This window comes from Streptomyces sp. 8K308 (assembly GCF_004348315.1).
Taxonomy (GTDB): domain Bacteria; phylum Actinomycetota; class Actinomycetes; order Streptomycetales; family Streptomycetaceae; genus Streptomyces.
The window spans coordinates 1-14888 of sequence record NZ_SMKC01000055.1; the positions used below are offsets into that span (position 1 = coordinate 1).

Annotated in this window: 10 protein-coding genes and 1 pseudogene; 1 reads left to right on the forward strand and 10 read right to left on the reverse strand. The window is 69.6% G+C overall.

Annotated elements, in window-relative coordinates; all coding sequences use genetic code 11:
* Positions 1–12: 12 nt before the first annotated feature.
* The 8 genes from E1265_RS11145 to E1265_RS11180 form a co-directional block, all read right to left on the reverse strand.
* The gene (locus E1265_RS11145) at positions 13–1119 is read right to left on the reverse strand and encodes a substrate-binding domain-containing protein (RefSeq protein ID WP_132930118.1); all 1107 of its coding nucleotides are present in this window, start codon (positions 1117–1119) and stop codon (positions 13–15) included.
* A gap of 235 nt (positions 1120–1354) precedes the next feature.
* A complete protein-coding gene (locus tag E1265_RS11150) occupies positions 1355–2530 on the reverse strand; it encodes an ROK family transcriptional regulator (protein WP_132930119.1) in 1176 nt (391 codons plus the stop codon).
* 146 nt (positions 2531–2676) lie between these two features.
* Positions 2677–3597, reverse strand: a complete 921-nt coding sequence (locus tag E1265_RS11155) for a carbohydrate ABC transporter permease (RefSeq protein ID WP_243740694.1) — start codon at positions 3595–3597, stop codon at positions 2677–2679.
* 60 nt (positions 3598–3657) lie between these two features.
* Positions 3658–4671 carry a sugar ABC transporter permease gene (locus E1265_RS11160; protein ID WP_132930122.1) on the reverse strand — a complete coding sequence of 338 codons (1014 nt, stop codon included), beginning with the start codon at positions 4669–4671 and terminating at the stop codon, positions 3658–3660.
* An 18-nt stretch (positions 4672–4689) separates the two neighbouring features.
* A complete protein-coding gene (ngcE, locus tag E1265_RS11165; protein ID WP_132930123.1) occupies positions 4690–6117 on the reverse strand; it encodes an N-acetylglucosamine/diacetylchitobiose ABC transporter substrate-binding protein in 1428 nt (475 codons plus the stop codon).
* Between the two features lie 245 nt (positions 6118–6362).
* Positions 6363–9095, reverse strand: a complete 2733-nt coding sequence (gene acnA, locus E1265_RS11170; RefSeq protein ID WP_132930125.1) for an aconitate hydratase AcnA — start codon at positions 9093–9095, stop codon at positions 6363–6365.
* Between the two features lie 161 nt (positions 9096–9256).
* Positions 9257–9637 carry a GntR family transcriptional regulator gene (locus E1265_RS11175; protein WP_132930127.1) on the reverse strand — a complete coding sequence of 127 codons (381 nt, stop codon included), beginning with the start codon at positions 9635–9637 and terminating at the stop codon, positions 9257–9259.
* 1 nt (position 9638) lies between these two features.
* A complete protein-coding gene (locus E1265_RS11180) occupies positions 9639–10592 on the reverse strand; it encodes a DUF1648 domain-containing protein (RefSeq protein ID WP_132930128.1) in 954 nt (317 codons plus the stop codon).
* Between the two features lie 136 nt (positions 10593–10728).
* On the opposite strand from E1265_RS11180, the gene E1265_RS11185 reads away from it, so the two are divergent.
* Positions 10729–12258, forward strand: coding sequence for a UDP-N-acetylglucosamine 1-carboxyvinyltransferase (locus E1265_RS11185; protein ID WP_132930130.1), 1530 nt, complete (start codon positions 10729–10731; stop codon positions 12256–12258).
* Between the two features lie 535 nt (positions 12259–12793).
* Here E1265_RS11185 and E1265_RS11195 read toward each other — a convergent pair.
* Together E1265_RS11195 and E1265_RS11200 are read right to left on the reverse strand one after the other, a co-directional pair.
* Positions 12794–13586 (reverse strand): annotated as a pseudogene (locus E1265_RS11195) (transposase family protein).
* Positions 13587–14064: 478 nt separating this feature from the next.
* Positions 14065–14394, reverse strand: a complete 330-nt coding sequence (locus E1265_RS11200) for an FKBP-type peptidyl-prolyl cis-trans isomerase (protein ID WP_132930131.1) — start codon at positions 14392–14394, stop codon at positions 14065–14067.
* Positions 14395–14888 lie beyond the last annotated feature (494 nt).

Consider the following 14888-nt stretch of genomic DNA (forward strand, 5'->3'; position numbering starts at 1 on the left):
GGGACAAGGCCGTCAGGTGAGGCCTGCCGTGGCGCACGCCTCCGCGTAGTCGGCGGTGCAGATGTCCTCCACCGTGTAGAACTCGTCCGCGATCACCGTGTCTGCGATGTTGTCGACGGTCACGGCGACCGGCGTGAGCAGGCGGGCCGGGATGTCCTGGTCGGTGGCGCTGTCCACCGTCTCGGGCGCCAGGTCGTTGAGCGCGTCGCCCCGCAGCAGGCGGATCGCCATCTCCGCGGCGGTCTCGGCCTCCTCCCGCAGCGCCTTGTAGATGGTGAAGGTCTGTTCGCCGGCCACGATCCGCTGGAGCGCGGCGAGTTCCGCGTCCTGACCGCCGACCGGGACGTCGGTGATGCCGGCCGAGTTGAGGGCCGTGATCACGCCGGCCGCCATGCCGTCGTTGGCGACGTAGACGCCGTCGAAGCCGTCGTCGCCGAGCGACTCGATGGCCGCGTTCATCTCCTCGTTGGCGACGGCCGAGTCCCAGCCCGCGACGTCCTGTTCGAAGACGACCTCGACGGTCTCGTGGAGCACCCAGTGCGCGCCCTCCTTGAACATCGCCGCGTTGGGGTCGGTGGGCGAGCCGTTGATCATCACCACCCGGGCGCCCTCGGCCTCGTCGCCGAGGGAGGAGAGCAGGGTCTCGCCCTGGAGTTCGCCGACGCGCACGTTGTCGTAGGAGACATAGGCGTCGATCGGGCCCTCGGCGAGCCGGTCGTAGGCGACGACGGCGACGCCCTCGGCGGCGGCCTGTTCCACCCAGGAGCCGGTGGCCGAGGCGTCGACCGGGTCGAGGATGATCACGTCGACGCCGGCGGTCAGCATCGCGTCGAACTGCTGGCCCTGCGTGTTGGTGTCCTCGCCGGCGTTGGCGTACTGGACGTCGCAGTCGCCGCACAGCTCCTGGATCCTGGCCTCGATGAAGGGCCGGTCGAAGGACTCATAGCGGGTGGTGGCGTCCTCGGGCAGGAGCAGGCCGATCGTGCCGCCGCCCTCGTTGGGTTCGCCGCCGTTCGTGTCGTCGTCGTCTCCCCCACCGGCCTCGCCGCAGGCGGCGAGTGCGGCGGCCAGGGCGAGGGTCGTGGCTCCGACGGCGGCATTTCGCAGTAACTGACGCATGGTTGGCTTCGCCTTCCGATAGGGCGGCAACTCCGCGGCCTCGGTCGGCAGAGAGCTAACTCCGGGGTAAACGTGCCGTCAATACTTGAAACATGCGTCAACCGAACCGAGACTTTTCATGACTCGCGTCTCGCCCGTTTAGCCGAGCAATTCAAGGGAACAACGCGAGCTCTTGATCGTCATCTCGCCCGTTCGGTCAATTCGCGGCCGGCCGCCGCCCGTTTCTTGTCCGCTTTCAGACGGCCGGGCCGAGCAGCATTCCGTCGCCCATTTCGCGCAGCACGAGCGCGAGCGCGCCGAGCACCTCGGCGCGGCCGCCGAGCGCGCCCGGCACCAGGGTGAGTTGGCGGGCGGCGCTGGGGATCGCGTAACGGCCGACGGAGTCGCGGATCGGGCCGAGGGCGATCTCGCCGGCCTCGGCCAGGTCGCCGCCGAGCACGACGCGGCTCGGGTTGAGCAGGTTGCACAGTTGGGCGACGCCGGTGCCGATGTGCCGGCCGACGTCGGCGATGACGCGGCGGCAGCCGGGGTCGCCCTCGCGGGCCAGCTGGACGACCCGGTGCATGGTGAGGTCGGTGCCGTGGCTTGAGTGGAGCAGCGGCAGCACGTGCCGGGCCGAGGTGAAGGTCTCCAGGCAGCCGCGGTTGCCGCAGCGGCAGACCGGGCCCGACTCGTCGAGCGTGATGTGGCCTATCTCGCCGGCGGTGCCGCCCGGGCCGCGGTAGATCTGGCCGCCGATGACCAGGCCGGCGCCGACGCCGCTCGCCACCTTGATGTAGGCGAGGTCGCCGGCGCCGCGGCCGCTCCCCCACACGTACTCGCCGAGCGCGCCGAGGTTGGCGTCGTTGTCCACGTGGACCCGGACGCCGGTGCGCGCCTCGAGCTCCTCGCGCGGGTTGGTGCCGCGCCAGCCGGGGAGGATCGCGGTGGAGCCGAGGGCCCCGGTGGCGACGTCGATGGGGCCCGGCACGCCGAGCCCGATGCCGATGATCTTGGCGCGGTCGACGCCGGCCATGGTGAGCAGCCGGCCGACCAGCTTCTCCGCGCGGTCGAAGCCCTGGTCGGCCGAGGAGTCGACGTCGAAGGGTTCGGCCTCCTCGGCGAGGACCTGGTGGGCCAGGTTGCCGACGGCGACACGGAGGTGGGAGTGGCCGAAGTCGACGCCAACGACGATGCCGGCGTCGGTGGAGAGCGAGACGCTGCGGGCCCGCCGGCCGCTGGCCGAGGTGGTGCGCACCTCGACGGTGCCCAGGCCCTTCAACTCCCGAACGATGTTGGAGACGGTGGCGGCGGACAGGCCCGTGGTTCTCGCGATGTCGGCCTGGGTGAGCGAACCGGCCGCGCGCACGGCGCGGACGACGCGTTCCAGATTGGCCCGGTGCAGCGAGGACTGCGACCCCGGAGTCTCCACGGCTCACTCCACTTCCGGTCTCCCGGGCGGGCACGACCGCGGGCCCGCCGGCCCGCTCCGGCAGCGCGGCCGCGCCCACTATATGAACTCGAGGCCGGGCTTGGGGGAACAGCGGGGAAACCGCTTGCCAGGCCCGGCGGTCCCGGCTACCGCAGTGCGCCGGCCGTGAGTCCCGACTGCACCTGGCGTTGGAAGGTGACGTAGACGACGAGGACCGGCAGCATCGACATGGTGACGCCGGCGTAGAGCGCGCCCCAGTCGCCCTCGTAGCCCTGCTGGACCATCAGCGCGGCCAGGCCCTGGGGCAACACCGCGTCGTTCGGGTCGCCGACGTTGAGCACCCGTGGGAGCACGAACTGGTTCCACTGGCCGAGGAAGTTGAAGATCCCGATGCTGACGAGTCCCGGCCTGGCCATCGGCATCATGATCTGGAAGAAGGTCCTGGTGTGCGAGGCCCCGTCCAGGGCGGCGGCCTCCTGGACGCCGCCCGGGAGGCTGCGGAAGAAGGAGGCCAGGAAGAAGACGGTGAACGGGAGCGAGTAGGCGATGTAGACGATGATCAGGCCCTGCCTGGTGTTCAGCAGGCCGAAGTTGTTGAGCACGAAGAACAGCGGCACCAGGGCGAGGAAGACGGGGAACATCAGCCCGCCGGTGAAGAGCAGGTAGAGCGCCCGGTTGCCGCGGAAGCTGTAGCGGGCGATCACGTAGGCGGCCATGGAGCCGAGCAGCATCGTGCCGGTCAGCGAACCGGACAGGATGATCAGCGAGTTGACGGCGTACCGGCCGATGTCGGCGTTGGTCCAGGCGTTGCTGAAGTTCTCCCAGCGCAGCTCGGTGGGCAGCCCGAAGGGGTCGGCGACGACGTCGGCGTGCGGGCGGAAGCTGGAGATCACCACCCAGATCACCGGGCCGGCGGCCATCAGCGCCCAGAGGACGAGGAACGACTGGGAGAAGACGTTGAGGACCCCGCCCTTGCCCTCGCGGCGAGCGGGTCCGGCGCCTGCCGCGGGGCCGGTCTCGGGGGCGGCCGGGCTGTCCTGGCGCGGGTCGGTGCTGGTGACGCTCACGGTTCTGGTTCTCCTTTCGCAGTCGATCGACGGCATGGCGCGGCTCTCCCGGCGGAGCGCTCAGAGCTCGATCCGTTCGCGCCGGCCAACCAGCATCATCACCAGCGCGAAGACCAGGGTGACGAGGAACAGGGCGACGCCGATGGCGGTGGCGTAGCCGGCCTGGGCGTCGCGAAAGGCCTTCTCGAAGAGGTAGCTGGGCAGCACGTCCATGCCGTGTTCCGGGACCATGACGTCCACCAAGGCGAAGGAGTCGAGGGCCTGGATGCCCATGTAGATCCAGCCGGTGCGGACGGTGTCCCAGGTGAGCGGCAGGGTGATCCGGAAGAAGGTCACCGAGCGGCCGGCGCCGTCGAGCAGCGCGGCCTCGTAGATCTCGCCAGGTACCGAGCTCATGGCCGCGGAGAACAGCACCACGTAGAAACCGACGAACGCCCAGCAGAGCACAGCGAGTACGCACCAGACGGCGATGTCGCCGCCCATCCAGTCCTCCCGCTCCCAGGAGTCGAGGCCGACGGCGCCCAGGCCCTCGTTGAGGAGTCCGGTGGGGCTGTAGATACGGGCCCAGATGATGGCGATCACCGCGATGGAGAGCACCTGCGGGAAGAAGTAGACGATCTTGTAGAACCGCGCGCCGGCGACCCCGCCGGTGGCTCCGGCGCGCCGGCCGCCGACGTTGAGCATGTAGGCGAGGAAGAGCCCGAGCGAGAGCGTGACCAGTGGCGCGAGAACGAGCAGCAGCAGGCTGTTGACCAGCGACTCCCAGAACTTGTCGTCCTCCAGCATGCGTTGGTAGTTGTCGAGACCGGTGAAGGTGTAGGTGGCGCTGTAGCCGGTCCAGTCCGTGAGCGAGTAGAAGAATGCCTGGAGGAACGGCGAGACCACGAAGATCGCGTAGACCAGCAGTGGCAAGGCCAGGAACCAGGCGATGAACCGGCGTTGGTCGAGCTTCCGGTAGCGGCGGTCGCGCCGCACCCGGTCGGGCGTGAACCGGGGCGGCACGAGGAACGCCACCGTGAACAGCAGTCGGTCGCGGGGGGTCAGGCGTTCCTGGCCCCGCGGGGTGTCCTTCATACCGCCCCCTGGTCCGGGTCAGGCGTGCTGGAACTTCTGGATGGAGTCGTCCTGGGCCGTGGCGTCGGCCGCCCGCTGACAGCGGGTGATGGCTTCCTCCGGCTCGATCTCGCCGGCCATCATGGCCGCGACGGCGCCGCCGATCTCCTCGTTGTTGAGCTGCCGGTACCAGTCGGGCAGCCGGGAGCTGACGAGGTTGTCGCCGGCGGCCTCGAGGATCTCGGAGGCGCTGGTGAGGCCGGGCGGCAGCGTCAGTCCCTCGGTGGCGCCGCGCACGACGGTGAGCGAGGAGACCAGTTCGGTGAAGTTCCGCGCCGACTCGCGGCCGAGCATGATCCGCAGGAACTCGAGGCCGCCGGGGACGTTGTCGGCCGCCGCGGGCACGAAGAACGGCTCGCCAGGCGAGGCCCACAGGGTGCCGAACGGCAGGGCGTCGGAGGAGTCGAGGCCGGTGGGCGGGCCGACGGCCATGTCGAAGTCGTCGGGCGTGGTCGGCGCGGCCTCGTTCTCCACCCAGGAGCCGTTGGGGATGAACAGGGCGCGGCCCTGGGTCCACTCGGTCTGGGACTCCTCGTGGGTCATGCCGGGGCTGCCGCGCAGCACGTAACCGCGGGCCGTCAGCTCGTAGTAGGCCTCGAAGGCCTCGCGGACCGCGTCGTGGCGCCAGGCGTTGGGCTCCAGGTTGTCGAGGGCCTGGAGGACCTCGACGCCGCCGATCTTGCCGATGAACGGGTAGAGGGTGAAGTTGAAGTAGTAGGGATAGACGCCGGGGTAGGTCCAGCCGGCGATGCCCTCGCGCCTGGCGGCCTCGCAGACGGCCAGCATCTCGTCCCAGGTCTGGGGGTATTCGGCGCCGATCCGCTCGAGCGCGGTGCGCGAGTACCACTGGCCGTAGACGTGCAGCGCGTAGTTGAGGCGGTAGCAGGCCTCGCTGCCGAACTGGCCCATCTCGACGGTGCCGGGCATCAGGGTGTCCCGGACGGTGACGTTCGGGTCGTCGAGCGAGGGCGCGTCGAGCAGTTCGGTGAGGTCGTGCACCTGCTCGTTGCGGATCAGGGCGGCGATGTCCATCGCCTGGGCGCCGGAGTTGTCGATCACGTCCGGCGGGTCGCCCTGCACCATGCGGGGCTGGAGCAGGGACTGGATCTCCTGGGTCTTGGTGTGGTCGACGGAGCCGAACCGCTCCTGGTAGAGGGCCTCGGCGTCGATGGCGTACTGGTCGCCGAAGCCGCCGTCGAAGATGACGACCTCGAGGCCCGCTTCGGCGTTGACGCCGAACGGGTTGTCGGCCGAGGTCTCCCCACGCTCGGCGCCGTCGCCGTTGTCGCCGCTGCCGCCGCCACTCGCGCAGGAGGTCAGCGCGCCGACCGCGGGAACGGCGAGCAGGCCCGCGGCGGCGGAGCCTCTGATCAGGGCGCGGCGGTTGAGGTATGGACCGGAATGCATGTTCAAGTCCTCGCCTTCGAGACGGATCAGACGGTGGAGGCCGCCCGGATCCCGACAGGTATAGTCCACTTGGCTCGGGCTTGGAAGATCGCGTACCGCGATCGCGGGGAGGCTTTTCCGAGTTGAGATCTCCACGACACACGGCGCGGGCCGCCCTCCGGTGGAAAAGGAGGGCGGCCCGCGCGTTTGACGCCTCTTTCTGCGCCTTTCTGGCGACCGGTGTGCCTATGTCGCCGATCTTTCCCCTACCTGCGGATCAGCGAGCGCAGCACATACTGCATGATCCCGCCGTTGCGGTAGTAGTCGGCCTCGCCGGGGGTGTCGATCCGCACCACGGCGTCGAATTCCACGCCGGTGTCGGTGGTGACCTTCACGGTCTCCGGGATCCCGCCGTCGTTGAGCGCGGTGACCCCGCTGATGGCGAACGTCTCCTCGCCGGTCAGGCCGAGCGAGTCGGCGCTCTGCCCGGCGGGGAACTGCAGCGGCAGCACGCCCATGCCGATCAGGTTGGAGCGGTGGATGCGCTCGTAGGACTCGGCGATCACGGCGCGCACGCCGAGCAGCGCGGTGCCCTTGGCCGCCCAGTCGCGGGAGGAGCCGGAGCCGTACTCCTTGCCGGCGAGCACCACGAGCGGCACGCCGGCGGCCTCGTAGTTGCGGGAGGCGTCGTAGATGAAGGAGACGGGCGCCCCTCCCTCTTCGCCGGCCCGGGTGAAGTCGCGGGTGTAGCCGCCCTCGGTGCCGGGCGCGATCTGGTTGCGCAGCCGGATGTTGGCGAAGGTGCCGCGGATCATCACCTCGTGGTTGCCGCGCCGCGAACCGTAGGAGTTGAAGTCGCGGCGGGCGACGCCGTGCTCGGTGAGGTACCTGCCGGCCGGGGTGTCGGCCTTGATGGCGCCGGCGGGCGAGATGTGGTCGGTGGTGACCGAGTCGCCCAGCTTGGCGAGCACCCGGGCGCCGCTGATGTCGGCGACCGGCTCCGGGTCCATGGTCATGCCCTCGAAGTACGGGGGCTTGCGGACGTAGGTCGACTCGGCGTCCCACTCGAAGGTGGAGCCGGTCGGGATCGACAGCGCGTTCCACTGGGCGTCGCCGGCGAAGACGTCGGAGTAGCTCTGGCCGAACATCTCCTGGCCGATGGCGGAGGCCACGACCTGCTCGATCTCCTGCTCGGAGGGCCAGATGTCGCTGAGGTAGACCGGCTTGCCGTCGGGGTCGAGACCCAGCGGCTCGGTGGTGATGTCGATCTTCATCGAGCCGGCGATGGCGTAGGCGACGACCAGCGGCGGGGACGCCAGGTAGTTCATCTTGACGTCGGGGTTGATCCGGCCCTCGAAGTTGCGGTTGCCGGAGAGCACCGAGACCACGGCCAGGTCGTTGTCGTTGACGGCCTGGGAGATCTCCTCGGGCAGCGGGCCCGAGTTGCCGATGCAGGTGGTGCAGCCGTAGCCGACGAGGTTGAAGCCGAGCTTGTCCAGGTAGGGGGTGAGGCCGGCGCGGTCGTAGTAGTCCATGACGACCTTGGAGCCGGGCGCCAGGGTGGTCTTGACCCAGGGCTTGCGGGTCAGGCCGCGCTCGACCGCCTTCTTGGCCAGCAGCGCCGCGCCCACCATGACGGAGGGGTTGGAGGTGTTGGTGCAGGAGGTGATGGCGGCGACGGTGACGGCGCCGTGGTCGAGCTCGAAGGTGGTGCCGTCGGCCGCGGTGACGGTGACGGGCCTGCTGGGCGCGCTGTTGCTGATGGCCGGCGCGTCGGAGGCGGGGAACGACTCCTTGCCGGCCTCGTCGACGTCGGTGGCGGGCACGTAGCTGCGCACGTCCTCGCTGAACCTGACCTTGGCGTCGGAGAGCGCGATGCGGTCCTGGGGGCGCTTCGGTCCCGCGATGGAGGGCACCACGGTGGCGAGGTCGAGCTCCAGGTACTCGGAGAACTCGGGCTCGGTCGCCGGGGCGAGCCAGAGGCCCTGCTCCTTGGCGTACGCCTCGACGAGCGCGAGCTGCTGGGGGTCGCGGCCGGTCAGCTTCAGGTAGCTGATGGTCTCCGCGTCGATCGGAAAGATGGCGGCCGTGGAGCCGAACTCCGGCGACATGTTGCCGATGGTGGCGCGGTTGGCCAGCGGGATCGCGGCCACGCCCTCGCCGTAGAACTCGACGAACTTGCCGACGACGCCGTGCTTGCGCAGCATCTCGGTGATGGTGAGCACCAGGTCGGTGGCGGTGGTGCCGGTGGGCAGCTCGCCGGTGAGCTTAAAGCCGACGACGCGCGGGATCAGCATGGAGACCGGCTGACCGAGCATGGCGGCCTCGGCCTCGATGCCGCCGACGCCCCAGCCGAGCACGCCGAGGCCGTTGACCATGGTGGTGTGCGAGTCGGTGCCGACGAGGGTGTCGGGGTAGGCCTGGCCGCCTCGGACCATGACGGTGCGGGCCAGGTGCTCGATGTTGACCTGGTGGACGATGCCGGTGCCCGGCGGGACGACCTTGAACTCGTCGAAGGCGGTCTGGCCCCAGCGCAGGAACTGGTAGCGCTCGCGGTTGCGGCCGTACTCGAGCTCGACGTTCTGCTGGAAGGCGTTGGGAGTGCCGAACTTGTCGGCGATGACGGAGTGATCGATGACCAGCTCGGCGGGGGCGAGCGGGTTGATGCGTGCCGGGTCGCCGCCCAGGTCACGCACGGCCTCGCGCATGGTGGCGAGGTCGACCACGCAGGGCACGCCGGTGAAGTCCTGCATGATCACGCGGGCGGGCGTGAACTGGATCTCCTGGCTGGGCTGCGCCGAGGCGTCCCACTCGCCGAGTGCGCGGATGTGGTCCGCGGTGATGTTGGCCCCGTCCTCGGTGCGGAGCAGGTTCTCGAGCAGCACCTTGAGGCTGTACGGCAGCCGGGCCGAGCCCGCCACCTTGTCCAGCCGGAAGATCTCGTACGACTCGTCGCCGACCCGCAACGTATCGCGGGCGTCGAAGCTGTTCGCCGACACGACTGTCTCCTTCAACACAGGTATTCGCGCGTTCTGCCGCAATGCTGCCGTTCGCGTCCCGACGAGGCTCGATAAGGTGACCCTAAGTAAGCCGCCGAGCGGGCGGTCGACACGTACTGCGCCGTGACCAGATATCTCGATGTCGAGATAACTCTAGTACATCAGCGCGCGAAGGGCGCGGCAGGCGCCGGTGCGGCGGCCAGACCTGCCCGAACGAGGGCCAGGAACTCCTCGTCGGTCAGGCCGAGCTCGCGGGCCTCGGCGATCGCCGCGTGGATCCGCTCGGAGAGCCGGGCGGCCCCCGGCGCCGTGGTGACCACCGCGCCCCGGCCGCGGCGCAGCTCGATCAGCCCCTCGTCCCGCAGCCGCTGGTAACCGCGTAGCACCGTGTGGATGTTGACGCCGAGTGAGGCGGCGACCTCGCGGGCCGGCGGCAGCCGCTCGCCGGGGGACGCCGTGCCGTCGGCGACGGCGCGACGCACGCAGGCCGCTATCTGCTCGCCCAGCGGCACGGGCGAGCCGGGCACCACCCGGAACAGCATCTCAGCCGCGCTCCCCGTTCCGACGCTCGATGAGCCCGTTGAGCAGCGCGGCGGCGGTGGCCGAGTCGTCGACGGTGACGACGTACTCGCGCCCGGCCTTCGTTCGAACCGCGAGCGCCTCGCCGGAGCGCAGCACCAGGCCGCGCCGCCCCGGGCGCATCCGGTAGCCCCAGCCGCCGAAGTCCCCCAGGGCGCTGACCTGGACGCTGCGGGCGTCGGCGATGCGGCCGAGCGACACGCCGAGCCGGGGCCTCGGCAGCAGCGTCGAGACGACCACCAGGCCGCGGCGGTCGACGGTGACCCGCAGGCTGGCGAAGGCGGCGCAGCCCAGGCCGAGCAGCAGCGCCGGCAGCCCCAGCGACCACGGACCGAAGACCCCGGCCACCACCCCGCTCACCCCGACCAGGGCGGCCGCGAGCAGCGCCCAACGGGAGGAGATCGCGCGGCTCCAGGCCGCGGACTCCCCCTCGGCGAGGGACAGCGCGGGCGCCGCCGGCTCGGGGGCGCGGCCCTGGCCCGCCCCGACCAGCCACCAGGCGAGCGCCCCGACCGCCACGCCGGCCGCGAACAGCAGTGGAACGTGCCACAGCGGCAGCCGCACGTCCGCCGGGGCCGCCGCGTCCGTGTTGGCCAGCACCGTCCAGATCAGTGGATATCCGATGGTGGCGGCGGTGCCGGCGCCGATGGCCAGCGTGAGCCGCCGCCCCGCCCCGTCGCCGCGGTCGGGGGCCAGGGCCAGCAGGGTGAAGAGCAGCGCGAGGCCGAGCAGGATGCCGGTGCCACCCCACAGCGCCACGGCCCGGTCCATGAAGCCGTCGGCCTCGCCGCCCCCGCCGAAGTGGGTGGCGAGGCGATCGGGCAGCCGGTCGTAACGCGCCAGGAAGATCCCGAGGTAGCCGGCGGTCGCGATGCCGAACGGCACGGCGACCGAGGCGACTCGGCGTGCGGTGGTCATGAGACGTCCCTCCCCTTGGGTCCGCGAGTTGTTCGCATTGCATGCGAACAAGTGGAGCTTACCCGTTCGAACGCCGACTCACTCGAACGGCCCACCCTGGCGAGCGGCATCTCATATGTGAGATACGCTCATGCGTATGATCGACGACTACCTCGCCCGGATCGGACAGCTCATCCGGGACGCACGTCAGCATCGTGGCTGGACACAACTCCAGCTCGCGGAGGCGCTCGGTACCAGCCAGAGCGCGGTCAACCGCATCGAGCGCGGGAACCAGAACATCAGTCTTGAGATGATCGCCCGCATCGGTGAGGCGCTGGACAGCGAGATCGTCTCGCTCGGTTACTCGGGCCCGATGCATCTGCGGGTGGTCGGCGGTCGCCGGTTGAGCGGCGCCATCGACGTCAAGACAAGCAAGAACGCGTGCGTCGCGCTGCTCTGCGGCAGCCTGCTCAACTCGGGCCGCACCGTGCTGCGCCGGGTGGCCAGGATCGAGGAGGTCTTCCGGATCCTGGAGGTGCTCAACTCCATCGGGGTGCGCACCCGTTGGATCAACGAGGGCGCCGACCTGGAGATCGTGCCCCCGGCCGAGCTCGACCTCGACGCCATCGACAAGGAGGCCGCGCTCCGCACCCGCAGCATCATCATGTTCCTCGGTCCGCTGCTGCACCGCATGGACCGCTTCAAGATCCCCTACGCGGGCGGCTGCGACCTCGGCACCCGCACCGTCGAGCCGCACATGATGGCGCTGCGCCGGTTCGGCCTCGAGGTCACCGCGACCGAGGGCATGTACCACGCCACGGTCACCCCGGGCGTCGCGCCCGAGCGGCCCATCGTGCTGACCGAGCGCGGCGACACCGTCACGGAGAACGCGCTGCTGGCCGCCGCCCGGCACGACGGCGTCACCGTCATCCGCAACGCCTCGTCCAACTACATGGTCCAGGACCTGTGCTTCTTCCTGGAGCAGTTGGGGGTGCGGATCGAGGGCGTGGGCACCACCACGCTCACCGTGCACGGCGTCGCGGAGATCGACCGGGACGTGGACTACGCGCCGTCCGAGGACCCGGTCGAGGCGATGAGCCTGATCGCGGCGGCCGTCGTCACCGAGTCCCAGCTGACGATCCGTCGGGTGCCGCTCGAGTTCCTTGAGATCGAGCTCGCGGTGCTCGAGGGCATGGGCCTGGACCACGACCTCGGCGCCGAGTACAAGGCGGACAACGGCCGCACCCGGCTGGCCGACCTGACCGTGCGGCCCTCCAAGCTGGAGGCGCCCATCGACAAGATCCACCCGATGCCGTTCCCCGGCCTCAACATCGACAACGCGCCGTTCTTCGCCGCGATCGCCGCCACGGCGCACGGCTCGACGCTGATCCACGACTGGGTCTACGACAACCGCGCCATCTACCTCACCGACCTCAACCGGCTCGGCGGCCGGCTCCAGTTGCTCGACCCGCACCGGGTGCTGGTGGAGGGCCCGACCCGGTGGCGGGCGGCCGAGATGATGTGCCCGCCGGCGCTGCGGCCCGCCGTGGTGGTGCTGCTGGCGATGATGGCCGCCGAGGGCACCTCGGTGCTGCGCAACGTCTATGTGATCAACCGCGGTTACGAGGACCTGGCCGAGCGGCTGAACTCGGTGGGCGCGCAGATCGAGACCTTCCGCGACATCTGACAGAGCCCGTTCGACGCACCCACCCCGGCCTGCGGAGACGCGGGACCGGTGGGGGTGCGCCGCCGTCTGTGGGAGTGCTCCGGGAGTTTCCGCCGCACCCGGGTCGCTCCGGTCACGGCCGAAGACCGCATCGATGGCGGCCGCTCCCCGTGCCCCCGCGCGTGGCAGGAAGTGGGCATACACACGGAGCGTAAACCCCGGGTCGGCGTGACCGAGCCACTGGGCCAGAGACACGATCGACTCGCCGGCTTCCAGTTGCTCGGACGCGTAGAAGTGTCGCAGGGCGTGAAATCCGTGCTCGGAGGACGGTTCCCAGACGCGAGAACCGCCCCGGACGTTCTGCTCCAGAGGCGCGATCACACCGGACTCGGCCAGGGCGGGCTTCCAGACGTGCGAGTTGAGGTAGTTCCGGTTGATCGCCCGTCGCTCCCGGCCAGTCACCAGGAGTGCGTACGACCTGGGCCGCCGGCGCTTGGCCTCCACCGCCGTCTTGGGAGGACTGGGGTCCTCCCAAGGCAGTGAGCCTTTTCCAACCTCAGGCTGCGGAGCTCAGGTGAAGTGTGAGGATGGCTTTGACCAGGTCGGTGATGCGGGTGGTGCTGCATCGCAGCTTCCGTGGGTTGCGCCAGGACTTCAGGGTGGCGACGGCTTGTTCTCCCAGGGCTCGGATCTTGGGGTGGGAACGGTTGTGGGCCTGCTGGCCGGCTGACAGCGTCTCCCACCGTCCCCAGTAGGGCACGCGGAGGGTGCCGCCGGCACCTCGATATGCCTTGTCGGCCCAGCAGGGGATGTTCGCGCTGGTCAAGGCGTCGACGATCCCATGGGTGCGGGCGGCGCCGGATGTCGTGGACGGCTCCGGGCAGGGCTGGTGACGCCCACAGCAGCCGTCCATGGGGCACCTCCCGGCCGGAGGCTGGGGGAGGGTCGCCGAGGACCTGGACGTTCATGCCGTGCCGGTGGTGCTTGCCGGAATAGTACGGCCGGTCGGCGGCAATCCGGTCGATCGGCAGCAGTGTCCCGTCCAGGATCACGAATGCCTTGCCGGCCACCGAGCCGACCGCCGCAGTCACGTCCGGGGCAAGGGCCGCGAGGATCTCCACGGCCTCGGTGACGTACCGGTACGCCGTGGTGATGCCGATGCCGAAACCGGCTGCGAGCTGGGCGTAGGTGTGACCGCACCGCAGATGGGCCAGGACAAGGAGAGCCTGCCGGCCGACAGGAAGACGCCGCCACCGGGTCCCCCGTTCCAAGCACCGAGCAACCAGCAGCCCGGAGAGACGACGAAGAGCCGAACTGGACAGATCGATCCCCGATGGGTAGACAAGCACGTGAAGCTCCGGGCGGACAGGTTGATCTTGGTCGACAACCCATCTACCAGGAGCTTCGCCCATCTCTCCACCCAGCCCCCCACCTCAACACCGCAGGCCAAACCAGGTTGGAAAAGGCTCACGGTCCCAGGTGACACACCCAGCTCCTGGCCGATGTCCTTGAAAGACCAGTTCCGCCTCAACGTACTGCACAGCGGCCTCCCGTACGTGCTCGCCGATATCGGCGCCGGCATCGGCCCACACCACTGGTGGAACACCGAGACCCACCATGAGCTGAACTTCGCCCCCCGGCATCCGCCGGGCTCTGGCCTCCGTCTGTCTACTCCCGCCAGCCGGGGCCATCGCATTACGAGGGCCGGGCCCTTCTGAACCGCGCTTGTCAGGGGCACGGAGACAAGAGGGCCCGGACCACCAAAACTATCGGTTCACGCCCCCGACTCCCGCGAACCCTCCCGCTCCACCCCGGCACGATCAGATGTCACCTGATGATCCTGAGAAGGTCCACTTCGAACCGGAGTGTGGAATTTGGGGGGATGGCGGGAGGAAAGCCCAGGTCCCCGTACGCGTAGTCGGGCGTGCAGGTCAGGATTGCCTTTTCCCCGAGCGATAGCTGGGGGACGCCTTCGTCCCACCCCTTGATCACATTGCCGACGCCGATCTTCGTCTCGAACGGCGTCCCACGATCGTAGGAGGAATCAAACTTCCTGCCGTCCAAGAGCGTCCCGACGTAGTGAATCACCACCATGTCCCCTCGCTGGGGGAAGTTCTTGCCGTCTCCCGGAGACAGGCGTTCTATCGTGACACCCATACGTGCCGCCTTCCGCTAGATGCTCAGCGTCCAGCGTACTCGCCGAACGCGCCTGCCCGGCGAGGCGGTCACTGTGCTCTCGTACAGAGTCGGGGCTCGCCTGGGCACCGACACAGTCGGGACCAGGTCGCGGGTTTGCCCATGAACCGGAAGAACTCACCGAAAGGGTCGAGGAGCAGCACCTCACTCGACGTCGCTGTCTCCTTGCGGGTCACCCAAGGGAGTGACCAACCACATGTCAGTGAGAACAGGCACGGAGGCATATGAGGCAACGAGCCGCGCCGCCTGGATGCCTTGCGGGTGCCCGAGGGGTCGTCAGGCGTGTTGGCCGCCTTCCCGGCGGGTGGGAATGTCCGGAAAGGTCGCCGCCATCGGGGCCCAGGGTTTCCGCATTCCGTGAGGCGGATCATTGCCGCAGCTTTGTTCTCTTTCCCCCTCCACCCCTGGCGAAACTCCAGTTCTCGTCAGGGAACTCCGGGCAAGTCGAAATTCCG